A 24456-nucleotide genomic window follows, 5' to 3' on the forward strand; every position below is an offset into this window, starting at 1 on the left:
TGCCATTACTGCAATAGTTACTGCAGTATAGCAATCCCGTCATAGCCCATAATACCGCCGCGGCGGGTTTGAGGAAAAGCTTGGTATTGGGTATCCGAGGTTGGATAGTTTACTTTATATACTTGTGCCGGGGCTATGTTGCGGGTGGAGATGAAATATATCCCCGGCACATAACCGCACTGGCTGAAGTTCATCAACGCGTCCGGATCCCGCTGCACGTAAATGGCCAGCGGCAAATTGACGCTGATGCAGTTTAAGGTGTTGACGTTGCGGCCGGTATCGGTGGCATTTTGCGATTGCAGATAGCCGTAATGCGGCACTTTTGGCAGCCAGCCCTCCGTCAGGCAGTTTAAGTTCATGGTCGGCAGCGCCAGCATTTTGCCGGTCCAGCCGTTAGACGCCCCGCCAGCGTTTTGTCCGCCGCTTGCCCAAAGTACTTCGGGCAGGCGCAGCGGCGCGGCGTCGATGTCGCAGCGCAGGAACGTGCTGGCCTGCAGGCTCAGGCCAAATAAGTGATTGCTGCCGGTCTCTAAGGCGGCCTGGGAAAACCCGGTAAACATATTGCTGCTGTTCCGGCTGGCGCTGTAGAGAGTACCGCCGGTCCAGGAGCCAATTTTTTCGGCTTCTCCGAACGCCATGTGCTGAAATACGCCGGGTATTACTTCCAGTGAGATAAAGATCATTTCCGCGCCCTGGCTGACATGGTTAAAGTAAACGGTTTGCTCGACACCGTTTTGCACCGGGATGCCGACGCCGATGGTTTCCTGGCTGACGGCTTTGGTAACGCCGGGCTGGTCATACCAAAGTCCACTGGCCGGATGCTCGGTGAAGCCGGCGGCGCAGGTCAGGCCGAGGCCGGTACCGCTGCCGCCACTGGGGAAAATCCTGCCGCCATCAACGCTGCGCAGGCTGGCAAAGGTGGTCAGGGACGGGCTTTGCAGCACCAGGCGCTTGCCGTCGATGTCACCGGAGTTGTCCAGCGCTAAATCATCAATTTCGACCAGTACCGTCCAGCCGCAGCCCTCGGCATATTCCCGCAGTTTTAACAGTAAGTCCGTCGGGCCGGTTGTGGTCATTTTCGTATAGGCCATGTTAATCCTCCAATCTGATGACACAGTTCATTTGTTGGGTCTTACCGGTAATTTCATCTTCCAGGGCCTGCAGCTCATCCGGCAAGTATTCGCCAAACAGTCCGGTGCGGTAAAACCAGCGCCGGTCCTCCCAGCCGTTGGGCAGGATAAGGTGGCGCTTGCCGTTCAGCGTCTGTTCGCCATACACACTGACCGGTATGCTGGACCAGGACAGTGTCGGCAGATAGCCCAGCATGTTTTTTCGCGGCCCGTCATCCTGCACCAGTTTTAACGATTCCAGCTGATAGGTCAGCTCATCGGAAAGCCATTTTCCCTGGTGGTAGATATGCCGGGTGCCGCGCAAGTCGTCGCAATAGGTTGGCAGCAGGTAATGACGGGTGTTTTCGCTTTTTTCGGGACGGTCAACCAGAAATACCGGTACTTCCGTATTTTGCCGGAGATAAGGATACATCCCCTGCACCTGGTTGGCAAAGTATTGCCAGGTTCCATCCGGCAGACAGAGAACAATTTGCGAAAAGCTGTTTTTTACATCCTCGGCCATGGTCGGAAAGGTCGGTACACCCCGGGTAAGCATCCAGTGGTGCCGGCCATAATCGATTTGTAGATCAACTAGGGGTGTTCCTTTTGTGCTGAAGGTATAATCCATGCGCCCGACCGACCTAGCGCCGCAGCTGCTGCCGGCGACCACCGCCGGAAAAGGATACTGCATTTTTGCCTGATAGGGTATGAGCATGCCAACCTGCGCCACATCCCAGTATTCGGCGGTTTCGCCCATGTTGCGGGTAATGACGGTAAGGTTGCCGGCGTCTTTTTTTAACCAGAATTCCATGGTTGTTCTTTCAATTTCGGCTTCGTTCATTCCGATGCCGGGATAACCGGTGCCGGGATAGAGCGGCAGCCGGAAGGTAAATGGCGTTGGGCTGGCTGAAGTCCCAAGGACTCTGCGGGTTCCAATGCCGTTTTTTAGCCCGGTTTGAGTTACGTCAATGTTCAGTCCGCCAGGCTGCTCGTCCCAGTCCAGGCCATCACTATATTGTTTAAAAACGCCAAAAACCAAAGCCTTAAAGTTGGCGGCAAAGATGTTAACATCCGCAAAAGCGTATAGAATATCCTGCGTTCCCTGCTGAACTACAACGCCGGCTCCCATTGCCCCAAAGGATAGGCCCGGCCGGTTAATGCCAAGCGGGGACCAAACAAAGTACCGCGCGATATTCTCCGGCTTAATATACCAGTTTTTATAGGTTCCATCTTCAATATTGAGCGCCATCAGGCCAATATAGATGCTATCCTGCTGCTCAAGCCCCCTTGCTTTAAAGATGGTCCCTCTCGGCCAGGGTTCGCTGCGCATGAGCTCCCAGGCATCTTCACCGTGGATGCCCTCATCGGTGACAAAGGCGACAATTTGGTTAATCAGGTCTTCATAGCTTGCGGCCCGGCCTTTTGTGTATGGCATAGGTTAATCGCCTCCTATACCCATTCAACGGCGAAATACTGGTCATTGTCCCGGCGCTGAACGTTGTTAAAGATTTTGTAAATCTTGCCGCCATAGGAAATGCTGTCTTTAGTGGCCAGATCCTCCCGGTTGCCTACCCAGTAAATGCCGTCAAGCTGGCCAATGGTTCCGACCGGTAGCGATTCGTACAAGAGGAATGGGTACATAATCACGTTCTCTAGAGTAAGGACAGGGTCGTAGATGGTGACGGCCCGGACCGGCGCGACGTTGGTCGGCCAGACGCACAGGGGAGACAGTGGGGCGAGATTGTTGCCGTTATAGTTCAGCCCCACCCGCCAGTCGCCGTCCGGACGCCGGATACGCAGTGAGGTTGCCGATGCACTGCCACCGGGATTGGCGAAATAACTATGCTCCCAGGTTGTGCTGGTCCAGGCAATCCCCTCATAGGCTGATCCCCCGATTACCAGCGGATAGGGATATTGCCGCTCGATCGCGACTGGATTCATTAGGCCAATATAGGCGGATTCATACTGGGTGCTGAGTTCGACCACGATAATGATTCGTTTGGTTGTGGCGCTCACCCAGTAGGTCATGAATGTGTCTCTAACCAAAGGGATAGTCGGCAATGTGGCGTGACTGATACCGCCGGGCTGCTCGCGCCAGGTAAGGCCGGCATCGTAGCCGGCATAGCCGTTTAGGACAATGTCAATCTGATCAACACCCCTCGATGCCAGCTGAAAGCCAAGGTAAATATCGTCCTGGCCGTCGCCGATGCCTTTGAGGATGCATTCCGTACTGATGTCATCGACTGTTGCCGGCTCGACCAGTTTCCATTCGTTGCCCGCGCCAAAATTGGTGGAATCGGTTAAAAAATAAATGACACCGCGCAGCAGGTCGGGGACGCTGTTAGCAGTGCCGATGTATGTGGCCATATGTTCACCTCCGGTGATTTTGTACAGGGAATTATTGGTTATTGTCGAATTTTCACCTCGAAGGGAGGTGACGATTATGAGTAAAGGCGACGAAGAATTAAAAAACGACTTGGGTGAAACGCAGGATAAGCTGGAAAAATTCTTACGTTCAAACAATTTAGTAAAACAACCTCAGATGTATCCTGAACTTTCATTCTTACTTCCTAATGTCACTAAATCATTACTAAAGCCAAAGAAAAATGAATCAAATTTCTCTGAAAGGCTCTGGGGAGAACTGCAGTTTCAAATTGCCACAATTGCTCAACAACCAGAATGGCCTGAATTAGTAGCATCCGCACAACAAAAAACAGACATAAATATTGAAACATTAATAATTAATGTCAATTTGCAGGTCGAGGGCTCAGATAGAAGCAAATCAAATTCTGGTTTGTCACTTAACAATCAGATTGGTCTTGCTAGCCTGTTTATAGCGTTATATCCACATATAGTTAATGAAGATACTCGCACTATTGTCGTCTCGATTTTAAATATATTGCATACTATATTTGCGCAACTTTTACAGCCATAACGCTATGTCAGGCTATTCCTTTTTAACAGTGATCTGAACTCCTTTAAGGGTGATTTGAATACCATTGGCGGCAGCCTTATTCCCAGCAATAAACCAGCGGATTAACACAACTAGCGCCGCTATATTAATTGTGAAAAGTAAGATTCTATTTAATACATCCAAGGTTTCCAAGCTCTTCACCCCTCCCCTTTAAATAGTGCATCCAATTCGCTAAAGGTCATTCCTTTAAAAAAACTCTTTATCTCAAGTCTTATTTGCTCTTGCCGTTCCTCAAGTTGCCGCTTGTGGCCGGCATTTTCTTTTTCCAGCGCCGCAATCCGCAGCTCCAGGGCAGCCAACGTTTCGGGTAATTTTGCAACGTCATTAAATGTCATAAGGTTGTCCTCCCTTATTTTTTGGCGTAAGAAAAGCCGCCCGGTCAGGCGGCTCTCGTCACGTTATAGCTTTAATTTTTTATCTTATGAATAGGAGTGATGGGTTTGAATCTATCAGCATACCCTTTTTCTGGAGAATAATTATGTACCCGAACCAATCTAAAGGTATTCCCATATTCCCGGTTTACAGCTTTTTGATATTTTGACGATACTATCAATCTACGACCAGGAATGTGGTCATAACTGTCAGGGACACCGTTTCTTACACGTAGATGGTTCTCCGGTTCACATGGCCCCAAATCAATTTTCCTTATCCCAATGGTCTCCCCTGTTGTATAATTCCGCAAGACAGGCTGTCTGGTGTTAATGGTATGGTTACAACAATTTACGAAAGTTTCTCCGCCAACAACAATCATGAATACGCCCTCCTTTTGTTCGTTGAGATTAGAGATGTGAAATAGTATATCACCACTCTCTCCCCAAACGCAAGTTTTTAGACGCTTATTTCTCCGTATTGATTACTTCTTTCCATTCGGCGAGAACCGCATCGGGAAGGACTAAAACAGTTGATGTGCCATCTGTTTTTCTGAATTTAAGCGCTACACGCTGAGCGGTTTCGATTGATTTAATTTGTTCCGAACTTACTGTGATAGTGAGGCTGAGATGTGATAACCCGCTACTTAATGCAGGTCTTGATGATACTGCTCCAACTTGGAGTTGACTAACAGGTTTATCATCAATTTTTATTTCTCCGCTTTTCTCAGAAAACTTCACGTACTTAAGTTCTTTTTCCGAAAACAAAATTTCATATTTTGTTACTTCCCCATCGCTTATCTTCCGTAAACCAATCCATTGTTGATTGTCAAGGAAATTGCCACTCGTTCGCCATTTTCCATCAGTAAACTGATCTCTGCCTTCCCTGATCTCTGCATAAACAATACTTATCCCCAACAACATAACCAAACTCAAAACGAGCGCGATTTTCTTCAAATTCATCACCCTTTTTGAGTTAATATACCATTATTTGCCGGTTTTCGTCAACTAACCCCGCATTTTTAGCATATGGTTAACTGTTGCCGCATTATTTTTTACAAAGTTCATTAACACCCTCTCACCCGACCGCCCCCGCATATACCCGCCAATAATTTCGTCTCGGTCAAATACATTAACATTCCTGAGATTGACGGTAGTATCACCGGCAGTCAAATTCGCCGCAACGCTTTGTGGCCCTGGAGCATCAGTACCAGCAAAGCTCCGATTAGTCAGCGATCCACCGCCAGCATAAGCTTTAAGCATTCCCGTCGGTACTTGACCGCTATTGAGCCGCTCTAATAAATCTCTGCCATATTTTGTAACAGCAGTGCCGCGCATCACAAATTCGCCGTTTGATATGCGGATAAACCTCCCGACATTGTCTACCCAGGCCAAAATACTGTCGCTGACACTTGTGCCCGGTCCCTCAACAATACCGCTGTCTATGGAACCGCCTTCGGCAAAATTCTGCGTGCTTGCAGTTACATTTTGCGTAGGAAGAGTAAACACGCGGTTAGGACCTAGTCCCATTAGCGACATAATGTTTTTCGTTAAAGCTTCAGCATATACGCGCTGGATTGCACTTAAGACAGTATTGGCTAAATCAAGAATGGCGTCGCCCAGAGAAGCGCATTGATTTATACCGTCAGTCAGGAAAGTAAGTAATCCGTCCTCAAAGGCTCGTTTACTTGATTCGTGAATTTTTTCAAGGAGAGTTGGAATTTCGGCTAATTTACGATTGAGGGTAGCTGCATTCTCATAATCTATAGCATCACCAATGTTGCCTCCTGAATCACGTATTTTCTGTGCCTTAGTTTCATACTCCACCGCTTTATCTGCCGCAGCCCGCCTATTTGCCGCATCAATAGCATCCGACTTCTGCATGCTTGTCAGACTGCGATCAGCGTCAATCATGGCGATCTCATTTTGCAGTTCAGCGTCAATACGAGCAATCACAGCGTCAAAAAACTCGCTTATTTTATCGGTAATTCCGCGAATGGCGGCGCGAATCTTATTCGCCAGATCACGGTCGCCCAACTTAACAGCAGAATCTAATTGCAAGCGGAGATCGGCAAGGATAACCCTCGTTTTAGCGTTATATTGCCTGACGTACTCATCACTGACCTCAGTTGCGGACATAGCACCGGTAGCCAGGCTATTTAACAGGTCAATCTGGGCAGTGGTCATTTCCTCATTAGCGATTTCCAGGTCTTTCTGGGCTTGGGAAAAGTCAATCTGCGCGAATTGCATCTTTTGCAAATCCTGGATATCCTTAACAGCGTCAGCCATCCCATTGACTTCAAACTTTTTAATCAGGTCGTTATATTTCGCTGTAAGCTCAGCCTTTTGCCGGGTTGACACGTCGCCTTTCGCTTCGGCAAGTGACTTGGATATCTCATCAGCCTCACCCATAAGCGTAAGAATGGCATTTAAGTATTCCAGGCCGCTCTTAGTCAGCACTGTACCAATCTTTGCTTTAACCTGCGCTGCCATCGTTGCGGTAAAGTCCTTGGCATTGATGTCCAGATGTCCGCCGGTGGCATGTTCGGACGGGTTATCGTACTCATCCAGTACCTGCAGGCCAATGGATTCCGCATAAGCAATAATTTTATCCCGGATACCATTAATATTTTTCTCAAGCAGCTCAGATGCGCCAGCATCAACCACATCAAATTTAGTACCGTTCACATGGCCGCCCCAGTCACGCAGCCCAGATGAAACCACCATCTGCTGCCCTGTAAGCTTATAAAAATAGGCTCCCAGAGCATCTATTGCCGTCTTAGCATTATCCTGCAGGCCGTCAATATTGACGTTCTCAAGCTCTTTGCGCCAGGTCTGACCGGCAGCGGACATTGCGTTAATAGCCTTATTGACATCGTCCAGGCTGACACCGAAGGTTTTAAGCTTTTCAATTTCAATATCCAGCTCATTATCGGCTTTAGAAACTGCAGTATTTTGGTCTTCGTCTTTATCAAATAACGCACCTTGCGTGGCCTCAAGCTTTCTTTGGGCCTGATCAACAGCAATTTGCTGTTCTTTCATTTCCATCTCGGTTTTGCGGCGCATATATTCTTCAGCGGAAATTAAAGCCTGTTCATATGCAACTTTCAGTTGATCCTGCTCCTGTTTAATGGCAGTGACCGCTTTCTTGGCATCGGCCTCAATAGCAGCAAGTGCTATTTTTAACGCCTGCTGAGAATTCTCAATGAGCTTGTTTTGATCAGCATTCTTATTGGTTACATTTCCAGCGGGAGTAATTGGCGGTAAGTTATTCGTATCTTCCAATCGACGGAAATCGGCCCAGCCTTTTTCGGGCTCCGGCTGCTTAGTCCCGGTTATTTGCGCAAGATAGTCAAAGAGTGTCTTTGCCTTATCGGTAAACCATTGCAGCTTTTTAATCTCGTTGTCCAGCACTTTGCCAAACAACTCGAATCCCGGCACGCTGACCTTTGTCAATATGCGCGTTAAATCCGTCAGGATGGAACCCACATCTTTAATCGCGCTGTACAGGTTCTTGGCGGAGCTGGCCATAGGATCGAAGGAATTACCAAAAAGATTTTTTATGTCACTAGATAGTTCCTTGACTTCCTTAAATCCGTCCTGAACATCATCCATAAACGCTAATATTGCCGGGTTGATTTCAAGCTCTCCAGTTTCCTCATTAATTGTGCCAATAAGGTCTGATAAGAACTGCAGTCCTTCCTTGATCGGTTCTTCGAACTCCTCGGCAAATTTTGCGCTGGCCATGGTCCACATTTCATTGAGCTGGTCAATTTTGCCGGCCATCGTATCAGGAAATTTGTTTGCGGTTTCCGCAAATCCTGCCATGCGATCCATTAAATACTTATATAAACCGCCGGCTGAATTCTTAGCCTTTTTGATGTCAGCATCAGTAATACCTAATGCTGTCGCCAGCGTTGAGCCGGCCGCCGTTATCCCGCCCTGCACTAGGTCCCTGAGCTCCTGCACGATCTGCTGCCGCGGAACGCCGAGCGACTTAACGGCATTTGTACCAACCACGGCAATCTGCCGTATTTGATCCATCAGCATGTTGGCGTTTAAGCCCGGTGCTAGTATGGCCCGGAAAACCTCAACCAAATCCTCAGTTGAGGCAGCAGTGCGCAATGCGTCCCGCTGCAGTTTTTTCATCATGTCGGAACTGACAGACAGCGCCGTGTAAAAGTCCACCGCCTTGCCGCCTATAAACGTCATGGACTGCAGGATGCCGGCTAGGCCGAGTTTGTTTTGTTCCATGCTTTTATTAAACTCAAAACCAGGTCCCAAAAGAGCTGTTGCAGCGTCTTTTACCTGATTAAAGATATATAAGATCGCAGCTCCGACGACGCTGATTTTGCCGAGAGTACCCAGAAAACTGCCGGCTGATTTTGTTGCTTCGCTAAAGTTTGCACCTGATCCGGCCGATTTAACATCTTTACCGGTCTGCCCTGCAGCCTTGGCAACGTCCTGCAATGCTTTGATGGCTTGGGCACTTTCGGCCGAGATAGTGAGTTTGATTTTAGCCATGCTACCCCTCCGCTATTGCAGTAATATATTTGTCCAGGTCTTTGCCGTCAGCCCAGACAGCCGCGCGAACATCGTACATATAGTCAATGCGGGCCATGATGGCATCAGCATAGAAAAAGATCATCTGATCCAGCGTGTACTCCTTGATCTCGCTAAACAGATGACCTTCGCGCTTTAAGACTCTGACGATGTCGCCCCAGGTTTCGCCTTGCTTTTTATGCTTGCCACGATCGGCTGGAGCGTCTTCGTAAAAAAACCAAGATGACGCGCAATGATTGTAAAAAGTATTTGAATTGCTTCTTCTACATTCGGCCCTCGCTCTTCATCCAGGAAGAAGTCGCTGGACCGCCGGCAATAGATAGCCATGATTTCTACAACAGCATCAAAGTGGGACTCCATAAACTCATTGACCTTATTAATAACAAGATCATCAAATTCAATATCTGCAGTTCCTTCTTCCGCATTTTCATGAGTTACTTTTAAACCGGCTTTCGCTTCCCACAATAAGAACAGCCCAACGCCAATTGAGTTTATCAAAGAAACTACTTTAGGCAGCTTGGCAAAAGAAAACGGGCTAATGACTACCGTTTCACCGCTGGCAAGCTTTATCTCGTTCTCTGGGATTAAAACTTCAAGATCGCTTTTGCTCATTTATTTTACCTCCAAATAAAATTAATAAGAGCCGCGCGATGCGGCTCTTTGCTACTGTACTTTGACGAGCTTATAAAACGGCTCGTCAGGGTGGTTCTGCCGGTCGGACATGCAGGTAGCCTGGATTTCATACGATCCAAAATCAGTGCCGATCAGTCCCGCCAAGTCACCATTCGGCTTCATGCTGCACCTCCAAAAATCGCCGTTATAGCACGGCCCGCGATTCGGATCGCCAATAAAGAGCAGGCGTCCTTCGATGCGGCCGGCGGTGGCTCCCATGATTTTAGGAAATCTGGCGGCAGGAACGTGGTAGCTTATTTTTACCTTGCTTTCCGCCGGTATTGTTGATGTTGGAGGGATATTAATGATACCGGCCCTGGCTTCGACTTCATAGACGTGGTAGTCTTTGCCTTTTACATATTCACCACTAGCTGAGGTCGCTGTAAATTTATAGATTTCATTGGCAGTAAAATTCTGCCCGACACCGACAACCAATTTTACTGTAATGCCATCCTCTAGCGCCTGATCGGTGCCGTCTGCATCGATCGCTGCACTATAAACTCCGGTAACTGATCCCTTCGTCCACTGGAATTTGCAGCCGGCGATATCGCCAGGATCGGTATTTCCGGTCGCTATCCTGACAAAATAATCGATTGTTTCGGTTCCGGTATACTCCCCGCCGGTAGTCAGTATTCCGTCAGAGCCGCTGTTGGTTGTCATTGCCGCCGTACCGATATCTGCCTCCACTACGTTCTCGGCCATCAGTGCCACATTGTCAATGTTATAATACGGCAGGCGAATAACTGAGTCCGGCGATACAGTGTATTCCTCATCCACTACATCCTTTTCATCCTGTGTTTCAACACCGGTTTCGCCATACAGCCCTAAAGCCAGATTGGTCGGATCATATTCGGTAAAGGCCATGGTGATTCTGGCCGCCACCTGTGTAGTAACCTCGGCCATCAGTTCCCTGGCACTGGTCATGCTGGAATTTTTGCTTACCGTGGTTACCTCGGTAGTTAAATTAAAAGAGTCCACGTTACCGCAGTGGTGCAGTATTCCCGTGGGCTCCCCCTGCTTGGTAAAACGTTCAAAATACACGGTACCCGCGCCCAGCATCAGGTCCTCAGCGTTTGAGCCGGACGCCCTTGCAAAGCGCTGTAAGTCAAAATTAAACATATCGGCTTTTCCTCCATTCAATTGTTAGTATAATACTACAGCCAAAGGTCGGCCGGGTAATTGTCCCTTCAGAGGCAATCCCAGGACAATCAACTTTGGCGGCAACTTTTAAATCCTTTAGCAACAAATCCGACCAATCCCGCAAACTATCCAGAATAACACGCTGGACTTCGTACTGCTGCTGATAAACCACATCAGGCTCAACCTCATCTGACGGAACCCAAACATCTACCCAAAGGGTTATACCGCCCTCATTGGATTTATGAACTGACAGCCCCGACTCTTGATCCCACTGAACCTCAACGCAAGGATACTCTTTGGCTTTGCCCTTACTGCCAGGATAGACCTGCCACGGTTCGGCGAATTCAGGCTTGGCTGCCAGGAAGTCAACCAAATGTTTTGCAATTGGCCACCAAAGCATGTCAGCACCTCCTCAGCGGGATAGAGACAGGAAACTTCTTGCTTGCGCTACCGCCGCCTAACAGCGTTTCGGCTGTAATTTGGTCTTCAAGCTCAGCAACGCGCTTGGCATAAATACGACGCTTTAACTCGTAAGAGTCCGCCCCATCCTCACCGCCGTCGCTGTTCATTCTGGTTTCATTTTGGGCTGCAGTCATCAGCGCATAGCACATAGCCAGCGTTCTCACTTGGTATGGAGCCGGAACAGGAATGCGCCCCGGATTTACTCCAAGGCGCAAAGCAATATCGTCAATATAGTCGGTACTCTCCTGTATATCTTCCGGTTTGATTAACTTTACAAGCAGTTTGTCCCGAATCTCAGTTGTATCAAAATAGGCCATCAGGCTCCTCCTCCAATCTGCTGGTCAATCTGTGTGGCCAAATTATCAAGCGCCCGGGCAAAGATCAGGTTAATAGCAGGCACCGCCGCCTCGCCGGCTTCATAAAGAAACTTATCCGGCTTGGTACCCGGATGCCAAACCTTTTTGGCAAAAACAAACTTGCCGCCCTTCGTCCAGCGCAGCGCCTTTTTCGCCCGCGGCAGAATCCAGTGCGGGTCGGTTCCGTCATGCACCCAGGGCGCATAGGTCGCAGCGCCTTCATCGAGATACACCGCGGCGCTCATTGCCTCCCGATCCACTTGGTAGTCCACTGACTTTTCCAGCATTCCGGTGCGGCTGCGGAACCGATGCTTGGCCCTGGCCAATGTCTGCACTTCCCTCGCTGATTTACCTAAAGCAAGCACCATTGCCTCATGAGCCAGTTTCGGCGACCTTTCGGCCGCCGCTAAAAGCTTCAGGTAATCCAGTTCGAACTTGACGTTCACGTTACGCCACCGTAAGGATGCGTACACTGTCCGCCGATTCAAAACTAGGCAGGCAGATCGCTGAAACTATGGTCAGTACATTGACTGGATGCGGCTCGGCGTAGGTAGTTAATGCAGTACCGGTATTAACGATAGACACCTTGGCCTGACTCGCATTGGTCAGCAAATCGGCCTCCTCCGGCGTGGTGCCGAAATAGGTATTACCCAGATTGCCGTCAGGGATAAGCGTAAACACATTGTCTGGGAAAAACTGTTGTGAAGCGCCGCCAAGTTTTAGCAAGAACTTCTTGTTGTAGACCACAACAGTCAGCCCTAACTTATCAAGGAAATACTGTTTAAGAACATTGTCCGTCATGATGATATTCAGACCGCCGATCGGATTCATGTCTTTCTTGATTTTTTCATTCTGCAGTAAATAGCCCCAGGTTTTCCGAGTGCAGATTGCCCGCGTCGGCCGGTTGCCGGTGGCGTCTTCGGCACCCTCCATCAGATCCAGAATGTCCTGTACCGGATTGGAGTTCTCGGTATCCGACCACTTCGCGGTACCTGCCAAAGAACTCATTTGAGATGATTTGAGGAAACCTGGATAATCATAGTCTACTCCATCCGCCTTAATCCTGATTTTCCCTGTCGACAACAGTTGCATCCGCATGCGCTCGGCAACTACATTTACCCCTTTAACCAGGTTGCCGGCATCATCGAATATTTTCTGAATCATCGGCTTTAAAATATCCTTGTTTGCTGCTTCCATCGCCATCAATATTTGCTGGCGATCAAATTCGCCAATTCGCATGGATTCGCGGAAAAACGGCATTTCGGTTTCCAACTTGTCCACGCCGATGCGGTCTCTGACCGGTGCCTTAGCATCAAACGCCGCAGGAGCAAGCATAACCGGCAATCCTTGACTGCCCTTGATGTACGACAGGTTTAAACCTAGTTTCTTTTTCGGAGGGAACAATACTTCTCCCAAATAAGGAATTTGATTCGAAGCGGCTTCTGTGTAATAAACACCCATTTCTTGGGCATTAATCAAGTCAAAAATATTCATTTGAAAATCAGCTCCTTATATGATTTACTTTAAAAAGACAATTCTGCCTGCAAGCGCAGTAATAGCTGTGGCAGCCGGTACCACCGGCAGCTTATCAGTGGCCGGAAACCCGTGAATAAGCATAGCGCCAGGAGCGGGACCATAGGTCACATCAACATCGTTAAACAGGACACCCTCGGCATTTTCGTCATTACTGGCAACTACAAGAATATTTTCCGGATCTTCTAGTACTTTGCCCCCAGAACCGCCGATGATTGTGCCGGCCGGGACCAGCTTTTTGCCATCATCGTTGACCGTTACCCCGGTGTCAGCCACCATAACCGGCATATTAACAAAATGATCCGCGAAACGGAGGATGTTTTTAGTCCCCAAATAACTGGTTTGCACAAATTTCATTGTTCATTACTCTCCTTTTCCAAAATAGAATTCTGCCCCTTTTTGCAAGGACGGAGTCTGTTGAGTAGTTACCTGCTGCGCCAAAGCCTTGCCGAATGCGCCGGCTTCCCCTGCTTTACCGCCGGTACCACCGCCACCGCCGCCAGCGCCCGGGCTCTGCGGGTTAAATACAAATTCCGGATTAGCGTCCAGCCAGGCCTTGACGCCAGTGGCAACTTCAATTTCCTCTCCGTCGTCCTTCAAGAAAGCAAGGCTGTCATCGTCATTGATTTTGACCTTATCTGCCAGAATCTTTAAAAGCTGATCCGGCTTGATGGCCTTGTGTTCAGTCAGCGCTGACAGCAATGCCCGGTTGCGCTCGCTCGTTTGGCGCTTGGCGCGTTCTTCGTTTGCCAGCTTTTCAAAGGCGGCCAACGATTCCGTATTTTTTTTCAGTTCTCGCTGCAGCTTGGCATTGTCGCGCTGCAACTGGGCAATTTCTGGCGCATTCTTGCCGCCGTTTTTCTCGGCCTGGGCTTTTAGATCAGCCAAAGCTGTATCTAAATCCTCCACATCATCGGCAATACCGGTATGGTCGTGAAACTGTTCCAGGCGGCTGGTTGTGGCTTTCAGCTTGTCCTCCGTATCCTTGAGGGTTTTTGTTAATGTTTTAAACTGCGCCTTTTGCTGGCCGAGCTCTGCCTCTTTGGCGGCAATAAGGGCTTTAAGGGCCTCGGCGAATTTTGACCCTTCAGGCAGTTTAGCAAGGGCTTCAAGTAATTGTTCTAATGTCAATTTGGTGACCTCCTTTGGTTTTTAGGCAAAATAAAAACGCCTTACGGCGTTATCACAAGTAGATATTCATTTTTTCTCACATCCTTTAAGCCAACAAAAAAACCGCCAGGTTGGCGGTTAGTAATAGTTTAGTAATTAAGCTGTTAATGTGGCGGCCTGCTCATTGTCAGTCTTTAAGAATACCCGGTGATTGTCCAGGTCTACAATCAGTTCGCCGGATACAACCTTGTCGATATGCGCCCACCAATGACTAAATGGTTGCGAAAAATCCGCCTGGCTAAAATCCATAAACTCATTCATTTCTTGGTAAAAGCTCTGGGCATTATTTAGCAAAGTCTTATCTGCTAAATCTAACAGCTTTTTTTCCTCTTTTGATAATGACGAATAATTTTGCTCCAAGGTGTCCCTCATGGCAATAGTGTCCATAAGTTCAATGCCGGAAAGCGCTATGTTCTCAACATCAAATCCATATCGTTTAATTAGTTCTGCGTTAGTCAGCATTGCCCTTCCCTCCTATTGTTCCCATTTTGGTATACCCTTCTTTAATGCTTAAATGTTCGTCATAGGGCTGTTGGTCAATGATATAGGCCGTTTCCATTATTCCATTTTCGCCGATCATTACCATCCATTTGGATTTCCTATGCGCATATACAAAAAAGTTTTGTACAAACCCATTCTTGTGGTATAAATACGTGTCAACATCTTTACTGTTCAATATTTCTAATATTTTGCTGTTATAATCTACATCTGTCCAACCTTGAGGTATATGCCCTCGGTTCTTACGCTTTTCAACGTGCTTCTCAAGCTTCCCTGGCTTCCATTCAGGTCCATCTTCCAGAACTTGCTTCCGTATTTGCTCCGCTGCATTGATCATATTTTCCCTTATTATACCATTGTCTTTACTTTGTTGCAAATAGGATTTAAGCTCTTGAACCTTTAACCGCGGCTTCGGATCCACATGCCCCTGCCAGTTCCGCAAGTGTTTCTGCCATTTGCCGTCCTGTTCAAATTGTCGACTGCCTGCTACGCCCAGCAGCTTCTGCCTGTCGGACATGCTTTGCGCCTTAAGCCAGGCGGCCGCGGCATCAGGATTAAACTTGCCTACAGTTACCTCGCCCCGGTATAATACCACAAGATTACAGCGGCAGAACGGATGGGCCGGATGCGGCGGCACTTTGTCCTTGGGATAATTGCCGGCGCCCATACCGTAAAGATCCACGCCAGCATGGAAATCGCATATGTCAAAGACAGGATGATTGCTAGAAAGTCGCCAGCCATAGCCGACCACGTCCGGATCGTCATAATTTTGCGCATAAAAGCTGTCCGACCATGCCCGGGACATTTCAGTAGTAGCGATCCGGTCGGCGTAGTAACGGGCCTTTTCCTGCACCGCTACCCACGCAGCTTTCTCCAACGCTTTCTGATTCAACTTTTGCGCAGCGTCAATCAGATTCTGATAAGCCACCCGCAGCGCCTTGTCCGGTTGGTTCGTTTTCGCCAGTTGCTTTTGAGCGGCCTTCACAGCCCGGTTAAACTCGCCAAGGATGTTGCGGTCACCGCCGGCGGCTGAGCGGGCAGCCACAACCATCCGGTTTAAGTACTGTGGCAGTTCCGCGCCGCGCAGTACTTTTTTGCCGCTGTTGTAACCGTCATACAGGTCCATGGATAGCTGCTTAACGGCTTTGCCCTTGCGCATGGCCGCGGCAATGGTATCGACAATTGCAGTCCGCATTTGCTTTGAAGTCCCGTGCAGCCGTTTGGACAGCTTCATTTTGTCCGGCGCCCAGGCGTCAGCCAAGATATATTGACGGACCGCTGTTTTCATTTCCATGCTTGGCGTCTTTATGCCATAGCTGAGTAAAGCAGCAGAACAAATCGACTCGATCAGGTTATTTATGTAGGCAGCGTTGAATCCAGTCGCTGCCATCGCGGCATCGATGGCAGCGGAAAGCGGTTTGCCGGCGTTGATCTGGCTAATAATCTGGTTGACCAGCTTGTCACCTAAGTCGCCGGCCGTTCCCATGTACTGCCGCAGCAGCGCCAATAATTCATCCCGCTTCATGCAGAGTTTAAGTCCTCAGCCTGCTGCGTTTCCTCGGCGCGCCGATCAATGTCTTCCATGACAGCATCAAACCGCTCCTCCGGCAGGTCGTTAAGATAAACGGAAGCCGCTTTCTTTTTCACCTCAACATCAAACTGTCCGCCGATATTAAGATCCAACCCTTTGCCAGCATTGTCGAGGGCTGCCGCAACATCAACAATGCCAAAATCATCGGAATAATTGCTGTATAAATCAACCCGGGTGTTTGTCCATAGCTCAAACACCCGGGCAGTTTCCCGCTCCGCATCTTCGCAGTTCAGGGCGAAGTCGCGGAGCACCTGGTTAGTGTTCTGAAAGTCCCACTCCTTGGCAACTCCACTGGTTTTGGTTTCAACGCCGGTCACATGGGAAAGCTCCGCCATACGGTAAATCTCGACAATCAAGTCTTTTCGCTCTTGGCGGAGCTCCACCAACGAGGACGAATCCGGGGCAGTAAATTGGGGAGAGTTGTGGAGTGTACCGTCATAGACTACGGCATTTTCGGTCCCTGTCACAATTTCTCTTATATCATTCTCACTTTGGTTCTCCCCAATTGGATAAGTAAAGACATTAAACGCCTGGCTGCGGATCAGTTCATCAATCTCGGAACAAAGATTGTATAGCCGTTTGTTGGCCTTGGCGATCGAATAAAATTCCGACTGCGGCAGCACATTTCCGGGTTCGTAGGGCTTGGCGTACAGAGGAACGATCGGCAGCCGCCCCAATGGATGATTGCCTTCCCTCTTTTCGCCGTTGGCGTCTTGACATTTCCATTTCGTGGTTGTCCATGTCCAGGTTTCCAGTTGTGCCTCGCCAGACTCATTTACCTCTGACGCGATTGTATAGGTCATCTCAATCAGCTTGCCGGGCTTGTTCGTTTTATAGCTTTTTACCTGCTTACGCTGCACAATATAGGCATAGGGAAGCGCTCTCTGCCTTAGGACTTCCGCCATGTTCCCAGGCTGTTCCGCGGCGTTGTCGATAACGATAAAGGCTACGGCTTGCAGTTTGGCGATGAATCCCGCCCGCTTCATAAAACGGGCCAGTGATGTTCCCAAAGTGTCGGTATCCTCGGCAAAAGCCGAAAACAATGGATTCTCCCGCCATTCCCGTTCAGGCTCTTTATTAAAAACAGGATTGACATGGCTGTTCACTGTTGGCGCCACATAATTTAGATAATAAGCCAGCTCCCGACGCTTAAGATATTTCTCAGGCGTTTCGCGCGGATGCCTGACCAGATAGCTGCCATCTTTAAAGCCGCCGGAACCGTAGTATGCACCAGTTAAAAACTGATAATCGTCCAATCCCAACAGCCTATCAATATCTAATACTTTGCTTGCTTCTGTCAAAATTTCACCTCCCTTATACTTGCATGGAAAATCCGACTTTTCGCGGCTGCCAGAGGGCCAAAGCCAAAGCATCGCCAAGGTCAGGCGACTTCAAACTGCGTGTTTTCATGTCTTCTTTACGTTCCAGTTCTATTTCACCTTTGGAATTTACGCGATATTTCCGGTTGGTTAACTGACTAATCTGCGCGTTGTTATACCAAAGCGTCAATTCATCTTGCCGCAGCATTTCGCGGATCAAACCCCACATCAGACCGGTACTATTGGCATATTTAACCGGATCACCTGCGGAGACTTTACCGCCAGAGCCACCGAAATGTCCTTCGTAAACTTTTACATGCGACATCCGCTGGCTTTTTACGACCTCAGCCACACGGTCATATACACCAACCCCTAGGCCATCGCAGTCTACCCGCACCGACATGGGGATACGGCCATACTTGCCCGTGTACCGGTCCAGCATCTGTATAGTGCGGCCGGCCAGCTCCATGGTGTTGTTGTGGTTATAAATTTCCGGTTCCATCTGGTGCCGGCGGTCAAATACCGGGCATAGAACTGACTGGTCATCACCGTACCTGGCAACGTCTGCCCCTATATCGATGCTGCGCGGAACAATAATCAGCGGTACCTTGACGCTGTTTCTTTCCACCCAGTCAAGCGGAATGAAGCTGTCCGGCATGGCTTTCGGAAACTGCCCGGCAACCCGCACCCGGAACACATCGCTGTCCTCGCCAAACATGTCAATGATCATCTGGACATATTTCAGTGATACCCGCGGAGAGTTGCGGCCATCTATTTGAAAGGTGCTGTACATTTCCCGCTTGGAATTGTGGCTGTCAAAAAACCAGCCGGCAAGCTGCGTCGGATTACCGCAAGCTAGCAGGCCAGCGCCTTCCGTAGAAAGCGCCCCTAAGACCGGCTCAAAAATTTTGTCCGCCACGCCGGATGCTTCGTCAATGATATAAAAAACATGATCAGCGTGAAACCCTTGGAGCGCGTCCGGCTGCGTTGCCGTTCGCGGTACCGCAAACCATTCTTCGCGATGCGCCTTATGGTAAAATCGTTTGTCGGTCCATTCGAACAAAAAGCAATCGGCCGACTGACGATTCCATTTGTTGAGTTCGGCCCAGAGAATATCGTGCAGCTGATGCTGGGTTGGCGCAGTACAGGGTACCTTGGGAAATGGCCGCGAAAACATAAACCACTTTGCAACCCAGCTTTCTACCGCCGATTTTCCAGTACCATGACCGGAACGAACGGAAGTCAGTTGATTATTGGCGCAGCTATCTAATATTTCCGCCTGAACATCGTCCGGCGTAGCACCAATGACTTCTTTGACATAGTCAATGGGATTGTCGGCATAATAGGCCAAAACATGCGGCTGCAATAACAATTCCTCAACCGTTAACATCGTTTTGCCCACGCTTCCTGCAAGCGCTGCGCGTGCTCGTTGGCAATATCGCCGCCTTCACCCCTGGCGTCATTCTCAATGGTGTGTTTGAGGGCAATATAGCGCGCTTTTTGCTGCTGTACCCGGGTTAAGCCGTCCTCAATACGCAGGATGTCATCAATTGCCCTGGACTGTGTCTCGGCAATATTGGTGACAACCATTTTCGGTACCGGTACCAGCACGGTTTTGGTTGACGCAGTTTTTTCATCGTATAGCTCAACTTCCTGTTTTTCCTCCCGGAGCTCGGAAAGGATACGGCGCTCTTTTTCGGTTAGGCCGTCCATCAGCTTCTTGATGCGCTCCATCATGCGACGCTCGCGAAAACTGAGAAAGATAATGCTCTGCTCGACCTGCGCCAGGGTGTTGGTATTGATTTTGCCGTAAAGCGCTTTTTCCTCATCGGTTAAGGTGTCATACCAAATCGTTTCATGTTCGCCGGTCTTCAAAGCATTTTTACTGCCCGGCGGCGGGCCTTTGCCGCCTTTATTGCCAAGCGCATTTTTATTGCCTTTAGGCGCGCCATGGCCTTTGGCATTTTGGCTGCCAAACGGCGGGCCTTTCTTTTTGGGAGCGTTCTCTTTTGTATTTAGGAGCGCTCCTTTATCGGTATCGGAGCGCTCCTTTATTTTTTCATCCCATTTATCTTCGGCTTTCCACTTACGAATGCGGGAATCAGGGACTCCGAGCTGCTCGGCAATATCTTTTAGTTTTGCTTTACCGGCACTCTCACTCCAAAGCTGAAAAGCCTTTTCCCTATCCGGATTTCTGGGCCTTGCCACTACACGCTCACCACCCCCACACGGTAAACCAAAAGCTAAAGCTCATCGCGCTGGAGTTCTATATCCAGTTCAATGAGCTTTTTTAGATCGTCTACCGTTTTGATTTCTATTTGCCCCCGCTGAAAGTCGCTAACCCATTTGCCAATTCCAGCTTGGACAATCTTGCGGTATTTCCCCTTGGAATCGGCAATTCCTTCGATAACAGCCGCTTGGTGCTGTAAGAGTAAGCTATTATTATCTATTTCCGAACATTTGTTTGTTTTGGACATTGTTTGATACCCCCGCCATCTTGTAAAATGGTGATGAGATAGTAGCCCTCCGCAATCTGTGGCCACAGTGCAACCTACTATCTCTCGCCGGGGTATCCGGTATCGGGAGGACGTTAGCGCGTCCTCCCTTTCTCTTTTTTATGCAGACAACAAAATATTGTCGCGAATATGTTCGGCAATTGCCTTCATGAATAACGGCGGTACTGAATTACCGATCCTTGCCCACTGCTCGCTGTATGAGCCGATAAATTGAAAGTCGTCCGGAAAACTTCCCAAGCGCTTGGCCTCGGCGATGCTAATCGCCCGCGGCTCTTCCCAATGGCAAAGTGTAGCAAAGCCTCTGCCGGTCTGCGTTTTTACCAGAGTCCTTGACGGCCTGTCCGGATGCAGTTTTACCACATCACTATAATGCCCGTTCAGGTTGAGGGCATCGCCCATGTCGCTGCCAATCGGTACTCTGCGCCAGATAGCTGCATACTTTTCATTCAGCATAGGAATTTCTTCTGGAACGCACCCTCGCAAAGCTTGCCTCACGGTGATCGGCCGCGCCTGCGGTCTTGGATGGCTGGGCTCTATGCCCAAATCTTCCCGAATGCCGATAAAAATCATCCTCTCCCTGCTTTGCGGTACATTGAAATACTTGGCATTCATTAACCTAGCTTTAACGCGATACCCGCTTGCTTTTAGCGCACGTAAAATCTCAGCAAATATAACCTTCATTTTCCCTTTGACCATACCAGAAGATACATTTTCCATAACAAAGACTTTCGGACGCAGTCCTTGCAGTAGCCTTACATATTCACGGAACAGCTGGTTGCGGTCATCGTCAGCATCTCGCTTACCCGACATGCTGAATCCCTGGCAAGGTGGACTGCCGTCAAGCAAATCCAATTCTCCCGGTTTTAGGCCCGTAATTCGCAGCACTTCGCCAACACTCAGTTGAGCGATATCGCCATGGTACACAGGCGTCCCCGGATGGTTCAGACGATACGTAGCTACCGCATTATTATCCCATTCGACTGCCAGCAAAACTTCTCCCCTAGCCAGCTTATAGCCGAGTGAGCTGCCACCGCAGCCGGCAAATGTCGATACGACTTTAAACCGGGAATTCATGCCCGCATTGTGGACATGTTACTTTTTTAACCGTGTCCGCCACGCTTTCGTCATACTCAGGGAATTCTTGATCGGGAATACTAAACTGTTTAACAATGTCGGCAAATTCCTCCGCGTTGTAACCGGTTAAGTCGAGATCCAGTTCGCTGGCCTGCAGATCCTCCAGGATTTCGGCTAACAGGGTTGGATCCATTACCGCCAGTTCCGCAATTCGATTATCGGCGATAAGATCAGCGTATTCATCCTCTTCTGATGAATAATTTTGGCAATCTATAGGCACTTGACCAACATCCAAATACAATGCTGCCAGCAAGCGGCCATGACCACGTACAATATAGCCGGATTGTATACTGACAGTAATCGGCGTTCGCCATCCCTGGTACTGAATAATCCTAGCCAGCAATTGGATCTGCTTGTCCGGATGCTGGTGGGGATTGCGAGGATGGGGAATAAGAGTGGAAATATCGACGATCTCATCATGGGAGCAATGAACGGCGATCCCGCCGGCAGTAATTGTATTCAAAGTTTCACCTCATAAAGTTTTTTATTATAGACAAATGGCTTTTTGCTGCGAGAATTCTTCCCATCGCCGAATGATAACATCACAGTACACCGGATCAATCTCCATCATGTAGCAAACGCGGTCAGTCTGCTCGGCCGCCATCAGAGTACTGCCTGCACCTCCAAAAAAGTCAGCCGTTATTTCACCTAGCCGGCTTGAATTTTGTATCGCTCGGGCGCAAAGCCCGATCGGCTTCATAGTCGGATGCTCACCGTTTCTGAGCGGCTTTTCGAAACGCCAGACACTAGTCATGCTATCATCACCGGCTTGCAACACCTCATAGGACGGAACCCTGATGGTCACAGTCTGAACACCGGCTGTAAACGTAAGCAACGCCCCATTGCCCTCTTGGCGGACGGTAATGGGCGCTGCTTCGTCGATAACGGTACCCTGTTTGCGTCCACCGTACCAGCAATGAGCGCCGCCTGGTTTCCAGCCGTACAGGATTGGTTCATGCCGCCATTGGTAGTCTTGCCGGCCAAGTACGAATTGGTTCTTTACCCAGATCAGGCACTGCTTGAGCAGCCACCCGGCATCCTGCAGCGCGCCACGGAAGTTACTGCCTTCGGAGTCGGCGTGGCAGACATAAATGGCGCCGCCGGCATCTACAGCCTCCAACATGGAGGTAAATGCTACTTTTAGAAATTCGTTAAATTGTTCTGTAGGCATATCGTCATTCCTGATTGTTAACTTTTCAGCCGTGGCGCCTTCATAGGCGACATTGTACGGCGGATCCGTGAATACCATAGCCGCTTTCCGGCCGTCCATAAGCTTTTCCACATCTGCCATTACCGTGGCATCGCCGCACATCAGGCGGTGCCGACCGAGCTGCCAGATGTCGCCGGACTTGGTCACCGGCTCTTTGATCGCGGCAGCGGCTGCAGCCGTGTCGAAATCATCTTCTTTCACCGGGGCGCGGAAGTCGGCCAGCAGGTTGTCGAGCTGCTTGTCGTTATAGCCAGTCAAACCAATGTCGAAATCACCGGCGCTGATATCGGTAACCAGTTCAGCGAGCAGGGCATCGTCGATCTGAGACAGCTCGGCTATTCGGTTATCAGCGACGAGATCGGCCCATTCTTCGGCCTCTGTAGCATAATTCTGCCGATCTACAGGTACTTGCCCCACTCCTAAAAGTTGCGCCGCCAGCAGCCGCCCGTGGCCGCGTACGACGAAACCGGAGCGGGAGCTCACGGTGATCGGCGCGCGCCAGCCCTGGTTTTTGATGATTTTGGCCAGCATCTCGATTTGTTTCTGAGGATGCTGATTCGGATTTCGAGGATTCGGGACCAGTATCATGACGTCGGCCAGTTCGGTAAACGCGCAATGTACCGGAATCCCGTCAGCATAATTCATATCATCACCTGCCTTAATAAAAAAGAGCCTATTCAATAGGCTCCATGTCGTCCAAGGATATCCAAGCAGTTGGGCCGCCCTGGAAACGCTGGACTTCCACCTTGTCGCTTTGGCTCTCGGATATATCTACAATTGTTACCACTGTGCCGGCCGGCCAAGTGCCAGCACCCCATTTTACTGCTTCAAATAATTTACCTTTCATAAAAACCCCTTCTTTCTGTTAGCGTTGTTGTATTAATCACTTGGTTCGCCTTAAAAGTCAAGGTTTTCTTTTGATTTCTTTTATTTTTCTATCTCGACAGCGCAACCCTTGCCATTTACGGATACAATAGCCGTCTTGCTGGCAGGCACAGGCTGTTTGGCATTTGATTAGCATATAGCCTCCTGCATTAAAAAACGGCATCGCTAAAGCAACAAATGCCTAACGATGCCGTAAAAATATGAAAGCCGCCAAAAGCTGGCGGCTAAGTAATTACAAGTATAACACACTAACATATTAACACGGGCAGATTGTCATGTCAATGTCGCGTTTTTGTCATAAAACAGTGATTTATTAACTTTTAAAAAATCCCATCTATCCCGAATATTAAGGCGCTAAGGCGATCGCTTGCCCTATTGACATCGCGGTAATAGGTTTTTTGAGAAATATTTTCTTTTTTCATGATTTCTTCTATGCTGATATCTTCAAAATAAGTTGCTTTTAGCACCCTATGCCCCCTTCTTTCATCGGCTTTCCTTGCTTTTTGGCAGTATATTTCGTATATATCCAGCATGGCATTAACGTGGGACACAATAATACTGGTTCGGGTGACACTACGCTTTATAGATTCTATGTATACGTCATCCTCTTTATCAAGTAACTCATCTAGAATATCAATAGCATTTTCTTTAGCCATTTTTATATCGTAAATGGCGTTTTTACAATGTTCTTGAAGAGCCTGAAAGTTATCCAGCAACAACTTAGTATTACGCAATCTCTTATCATGCTTAGACTTTCTTTGCTCCTCGTCATACTCGCGAACGGCCTTGACGGCTAGCTTGATAATTTGTTCGTGTTTTGAGCTAATTCGTTCTTTGTTCATGCCATCACCCCTCTATCTATTTTAAGCTGGAAGGGCAGCGCGCGCCGCCCTCAGCACTATTTATCTGCGAAACATTCCCGAAAACCCGCAGGCTATAACCGATATGATAATTAC

The 24456-nt window shown here is 48.9% G+C and carries 29 protein-coding genes; 1 reads left to right on the top strand and 28 read right to left on the bottom strand.

Going from position 1 to position 24456, the window contains the following annotated elements:
• Nucleotides 1–17: 17 nt before the first annotated feature.
• The 3 genes from BLR06_RS17790 to BLR06_RS17800 are packed head-to-tail and all read right to left on the bottom strand — an operon-like array spanning nt 18 to nt 3476.
• Nucleotides 18–1091, bottom strand: coding sequence for a hypothetical protein (locus BLR06_RS17790; RefSeq protein WP_092074938.1), 1074 nt, complete (start codon nt 1089–1091; stop codon nt 18–20).
• Between the two features lies 1 nt (nt 1092).
• On the bottom strand, nt 1093–2544 hold the full coding sequence (locus BLR06_RS17795) for a hypothetical protein (RefSeq protein ID WP_092074939.1): 1452 nt from the start codon (nt 2542–2544) through the stop codon (nt 1093–1095).
• Nucleotides 2545–2558: 14 nt separating this feature from the next.
• Nucleotides 2559–3476, bottom strand: a complete 918-nt coding sequence (locus BLR06_RS17800) for a hypothetical protein (protein ID WP_092074940.1) — start codon at nt 3474–3476, stop codon at nt 2559–2561.
• Nucleotides 3477–3552: 76 nt separating this feature from the next.
• Between BLR06_RS17800 and BLR06_RS17805 the strand changes: the two genes are divergently transcribed.
• The gene (locus BLR06_RS17805) at nt 3553–4044 is read left to right on the top strand and encodes a hypothetical protein (RefSeq protein ID WP_092074941.1); all 492 of its coding nucleotides are present in this window, start codon (nt 3553–3555) and stop codon (nt 4042–4044) included.
• A gap of 12 nt (nt 4045–4056) precedes the next feature.
• Here BLR06_RS17805 and BLR06_RS19640 read toward each other — a convergent pair whose 3' ends face one another.
• From BLR06_RS19640 to BLR06_RS17915, 25 genes are all read right to left on the bottom strand, one after another.
• Nucleotides 4057–4215, bottom strand: coding sequence for a hypothetical protein (locus BLR06_RS19640; RefSeq protein ID WP_173813004.1), 159 nt, complete (start codon nt 4213–4215; stop codon nt 4057–4059).
• 5 nt (nt 4216–4220) lie between these two features.
• Nucleotides 4221–4418 carry a hypothetical protein gene (locus BLR06_RS17810; RefSeq protein ID WP_092074942.1) on the bottom strand — a complete coding sequence of 66 codons (198 nt, stop codon included), beginning with the start codon at nt 4416–4418 and terminating at the stop codon, nt 4221–4223.
• A gap of 71 nt (nt 4419–4489) precedes the next feature.
• Nucleotides 4490–4834 (bottom strand): hypothetical protein, encoded by a 345-nt coding sequence (locus BLR06_RS17815; RefSeq protein WP_092074943.1) that lies wholly within the window; start codon nt 4832–4834, stop codon nt 4490–4492.
• An 85-nt stretch (nt 4835–4919) separates the two neighbouring features.
• Nucleotides 4920–5408, bottom strand: a complete 489-nt coding sequence (locus BLR06_RS17820) for a hypothetical protein (protein WP_092074944.1) — start codon at nt 5406–5408, stop codon at nt 4920–4922.
• Between the two features lie 51 nt (nt 5409–5459).
• On the bottom strand, nt 5460–8975 hold the full coding sequence (locus BLR06_RS17825; protein ID WP_092074945.1) for an HlyD family secretion protein: 3516 nt from the start codon (nt 8973–8975) through the stop codon (nt 5460–5462).
• A gap of 1 nt (nt 8976) precedes the next feature.
• On the bottom strand, nt 8977–9099 hold the full coding sequence (locus BLR06_RS20295) for a hypothetical protein (RefSeq protein WP_255319593.1): 123 nt from the start codon (nt 9097–9099) through the stop codon (nt 8977–8979).
• A 50-nt stretch (nt 9100–9149) separates the two neighbouring features.
• The gene (locus BLR06_RS17830) at nt 9150–9626 is read right to left on the bottom strand and encodes a hypothetical protein (RefSeq protein WP_092074946.1); all 477 of its coding nucleotides are present in this window, start codon (nt 9624–9626) and stop codon (nt 9150–9152) included.
• A 51-nt stretch (nt 9627–9677) separates the two neighbouring features.
• Entirely contained in the window at nt 9678–10805 is a 1128-nt protein-coding gene (locus BLR06_RS17835; protein WP_092074947.1) for a phage tail tube protein, read from the bottom strand.
• Complete coding sequence (locus BLR06_RS17840) at nt 10798–11226, bottom strand: hypothetical protein (protein WP_092074948.1); 429 nt, start codon at nt 11224–11226, stop codon at nt 10798–10800. The genes BLR06_RS17835 and BLR06_RS17840 overlap by 8 nt, the downstream gene beginning before the upstream one ends.
• Nucleotide 11227: 1 nt before the next feature.
• Nucleotides 11228–11605: a hypothetical protein gene (locus tag BLR06_RS17845; protein WP_092074949.1), complete on the bottom strand. Its 378-nt coding sequence runs from the start codon at nt 11603–11605 to the stop codon at nt 11228–11230.
• A complete protein-coding gene (locus tag BLR06_RS17850; protein ID WP_217636937.1) occupies nt 11605–12090 on the bottom strand; it encodes a hypothetical protein in 486 nt (161 codons plus the stop codon). Before BLR06_RS17850 ends, BLR06_RS17845 begins: the two co-directional genes overlap by 1 nt.
• A 1-nt stretch (nt 12091) precedes the next feature.
• The gene (locus BLR06_RS17855; protein WP_092074950.1) at nt 12092–13138 is read right to left on the bottom strand and encodes a major capsid protein; all 1047 of its coding nucleotides are present in this window, start codon (nt 13136–13138) and stop codon (nt 12092–12094) included.
• 24 nt (nt 13139–13162) lie between these two features.
• Nucleotides 13163–13534: a hypothetical protein gene (locus BLR06_RS17860; RefSeq protein WP_092074951.1), complete on the bottom strand. Its 372-nt coding sequence runs from the start codon at nt 13532–13534 to the stop codon at nt 13163–13165.
• A gap of 6 nt (nt 13535–13540) precedes the next feature.
• The gene (locus tag BLR06_RS17865) at nt 13541–14308 is read right to left on the bottom strand and encodes a DHHA1 domain-containing protein (protein ID WP_092074952.1); all 768 of its coding nucleotides are present in this window, start codon (nt 14306–14308) and stop codon (nt 13541–13543) included.
• Nucleotides 14309–14443: 135 nt separating this feature from the next.
• On the bottom strand, nt 14444–14809 hold the full coding sequence (locus BLR06_RS17870; RefSeq protein WP_092074953.1) for a hypothetical protein: 366 nt from the start codon (nt 14807–14809) through the stop codon (nt 14444–14446).
• Nucleotides 14799–16370, bottom strand: coding sequence for a hypothetical protein (locus BLR06_RS17875; protein WP_092074954.1), 1572 nt, complete (start codon nt 16368–16370; stop codon nt 14799–14801). The genes BLR06_RS17870 and BLR06_RS17875 overlap by 11 nt, the downstream gene beginning before the upstream one ends.
• Complete coding sequence (locus BLR06_RS17880) at nt 16367–17737, bottom strand: hypothetical protein (RefSeq protein WP_092074955.1); 1371 nt, start codon at nt 17735–17737, stop codon at nt 16367–16369. Before BLR06_RS17880 ends, BLR06_RS17875 begins: the two co-directional genes overlap by 4 nt.
• Before the next feature lie 13 nt (nt 17738–17750).
• Complete coding sequence (locus tag BLR06_RS17885) at nt 17751–19157, bottom strand: terminase (protein WP_245698224.1); 1407 nt, start codon at nt 19155–19157, stop codon at nt 17751–17753.
• Complete coding sequence (locus tag BLR06_RS17890) at nt 19139–19963, bottom strand: phage terminase small subunit-related protein (protein WP_092074957.1); 825 nt, start codon at nt 19961–19963, stop codon at nt 19139–19141. The genes BLR06_RS17885 and BLR06_RS17890 overlap by 19 nt, the downstream gene beginning before the upstream one ends.
• 35 nt (nt 19964–19998) lie before the next feature.
• A complete protein-coding gene (locus BLR06_RS17895; RefSeq protein ID WP_092074958.1) occupies nt 19999–20232 on the bottom strand; it encodes a hypothetical protein in 234 nt (77 codons plus the stop codon).
• Between the two features lie 138 nt (nt 20233–20370).
• Entirely contained in the window at nt 20371–21345 is a 975-nt protein-coding gene (locus BLR06_RS17900) for a DNA cytosine methyltransferase (protein WP_092074959.1), read from the bottom strand.
• On the bottom strand, nt 21329–21868 hold the full coding sequence (locus BLR06_RS17905) for a ParB/Srx family N-terminal domain-containing protein (protein WP_092074960.1): 540 nt from the start codon (nt 21866–21868) through the stop codon (nt 21329–21331). Before BLR06_RS17905 ends, BLR06_RS17900 begins: the two co-directional genes overlap by 17 nt.
• Nucleotides 21869–21892: 24 nt before the next feature.
• A complete protein-coding gene (locus tag BLR06_RS17910) occupies nt 21893–23260 on the bottom strand; it encodes a site-specific DNA-methyltransferase (RefSeq protein WP_092074961.1) in 1368 nt (455 codons plus the stop codon).
• A 28-nt stretch (nt 23261–23288) separates the two neighbouring features.
• Entirely contained in the window at nt 23289–23462 is a 174-nt protein-coding gene (locus tag BLR06_RS19645; protein WP_173813006.1) for a hypothetical protein, read from the bottom strand.
• Nucleotides 23463–23820: 358 nt separating this feature from the next.
• A complete protein-coding gene (locus BLR06_RS17915; protein ID WP_092074962.1) occupies nt 23821–24342 on the bottom strand; it encodes a DUF1492 domain-containing protein in 522 nt (173 codons plus the stop codon).
• Nucleotides 24343–24456 lie beyond the last annotated feature (114 nt).

Origin of the sequence: Dendrosporobacter quercicolus (assembly GCF_900104455.1) — a bacterium.
Classification (GTDB): Bacteria; Bacillota; Negativicutes; order DSM-1736; family Dendrosporobacteraceae; genus Dendrosporobacter; species Dendrosporobacter quercicolus.

Excerpts from the sequence above, each read along its gene's own strand:
- BLR06_RS17795 (WP_092074939.1), bottom strand. The coding sequence starts at position 2,544 with ATGCCATACACAAAAGGCCGGGCCGCAAGCTATGAAGACCTGATTAAC.
- BLR06_RS17800 (WP_092074940.1), bottom strand. The coding sequence starts at position 3,476 with ATGGCCACATACATCGGCACTGCTAACAGCGTCCCCGACCTGCTGCGC.
- BLR06_RS17900 (WP_092074959.1), bottom strand. The coding sequence starts at position 21,345 with ATGAATTCCCGGTTTAAAGTCGTATCGACATTTGCCGGCTGCGGTGGC.
- BLR06_RS17790 (WP_092074938.1), bottom strand. The coding sequence starts at position 1,091 with ATGGCCTATACGAAAATGACCACAACCGGCCCGACGGACTTACTGTTA.
- BLR06_RS17870 (WP_092074953.1), bottom strand. The coding sequence starts at position 14,809 with ATGCTGACTAACGCAGAACTAATTAAACGATATGGATTTGATGTTGAG.
- BLR06_RS20295 (WP_255319593.1), bottom strand. The coding sequence starts at position 9,099 with ATGATCTTTTTCTATGCTGATGCCATCATGGCCCGCATTGACTATATG.
- BLR06_RS17835 (WP_092074947.1), bottom strand. The coding sequence starts at position 10,805 with ATGTTTAATTTTGACTTACAGCGCTTTGCAAGGGCGTCCGGCTCAAAC.
- BLR06_RS17910 (WP_092074961.1), bottom strand. The coding sequence starts at position 23,260 with ATGAATTATGCTGACGGGATTCCGGTACATTGCGCGTTTACCGAACTG.
- BLR06_RS17875 (WP_092074954.1), bottom strand. The coding sequence starts at position 16,370 with ATGAAGCGGGATGAATTATTGGCGCTGCTGCGGCAGTACATGGGAACG.
- BLR06_RS17805 (WP_092074941.1), top strand. The coding sequence starts at position 3,553 with ATGAGTAAAGGCGACGAAGAATTAAAAAACGACTTGGGTGAAACGCAG.
- BLR06_RS17830 (WP_092074946.1), bottom strand. The coding sequence starts at position 9,626 with ATGAGCAAAAGCGATCTTGAAGTTTTAATCCCAGAGAACGAGATAAAG.
- BLR06_RS17810 (WP_092074942.1), bottom strand. The coding sequence starts at position 4,418 with ATGACATTTAATGACGTTGCAAAATTACCCGAAACGTTGGCTGCCCTG.
- BLR06_RS17840 (WP_092074948.1), bottom strand. The coding sequence starts at position 11,226 with ATGCTTTGGTGGCCAATTGCAAAACATTTGGTTGACTTCCTGGCAGCC.
- BLR06_RS17860 (WP_092074951.1), bottom strand. The coding sequence starts at position 13,534 with ATGAAATTTGTGCAAACCAGTTATTTGGGGACTAAAAACATCCTCCGT.
- BLR06_RS17825 (WP_092074945.1), bottom strand. The coding sequence starts at position 8,975 with ATGGCTAAAATCAAACTCACTATCTCGGCCGAAAGTGCCCAAGCCATC.
- BLR06_RS19645 (WP_173813006.1), bottom strand. The coding sequence starts at position 23,462 with ATGAAAGGTAAATTATTTGAAGCAGTAAAATGGGGTGCTGGCACTTGG.
- BLR06_RS17915 (WP_092074962.1), bottom strand. The coding sequence starts at position 24,342 with ATGAACAAAGAACGAATTAGCTCAAAACACGAACAAATTATCAAGCTA.
- BLR06_RS17845 (WP_092074949.1), bottom strand. The coding sequence starts at position 11,605 with ATGGCCTATTTTGATACAACTGAGATTCGGGACAAACTGCTTGTAAAG.
- BLR06_RS17855 (WP_092074950.1), bottom strand. The coding sequence starts at position 13,138 with ATGAATATTTTTGACTTGATTAATGCCCAAGAAATGGGTGTTTATTAC.
- BLR06_RS17815 (WP_092074943.1), bottom strand. The coding sequence starts at position 4,834 with ATGATTGTTGTTGGCGGAGAAACTTTCGTAAATTGTTGTAACCATACC.
- BLR06_RS17895 (WP_092074958.1), bottom strand. The coding sequence starts at position 20,232 with ATGTCCAAAACAAACAAATGTTCGGAAATAGATAATAATAGCTTACTC.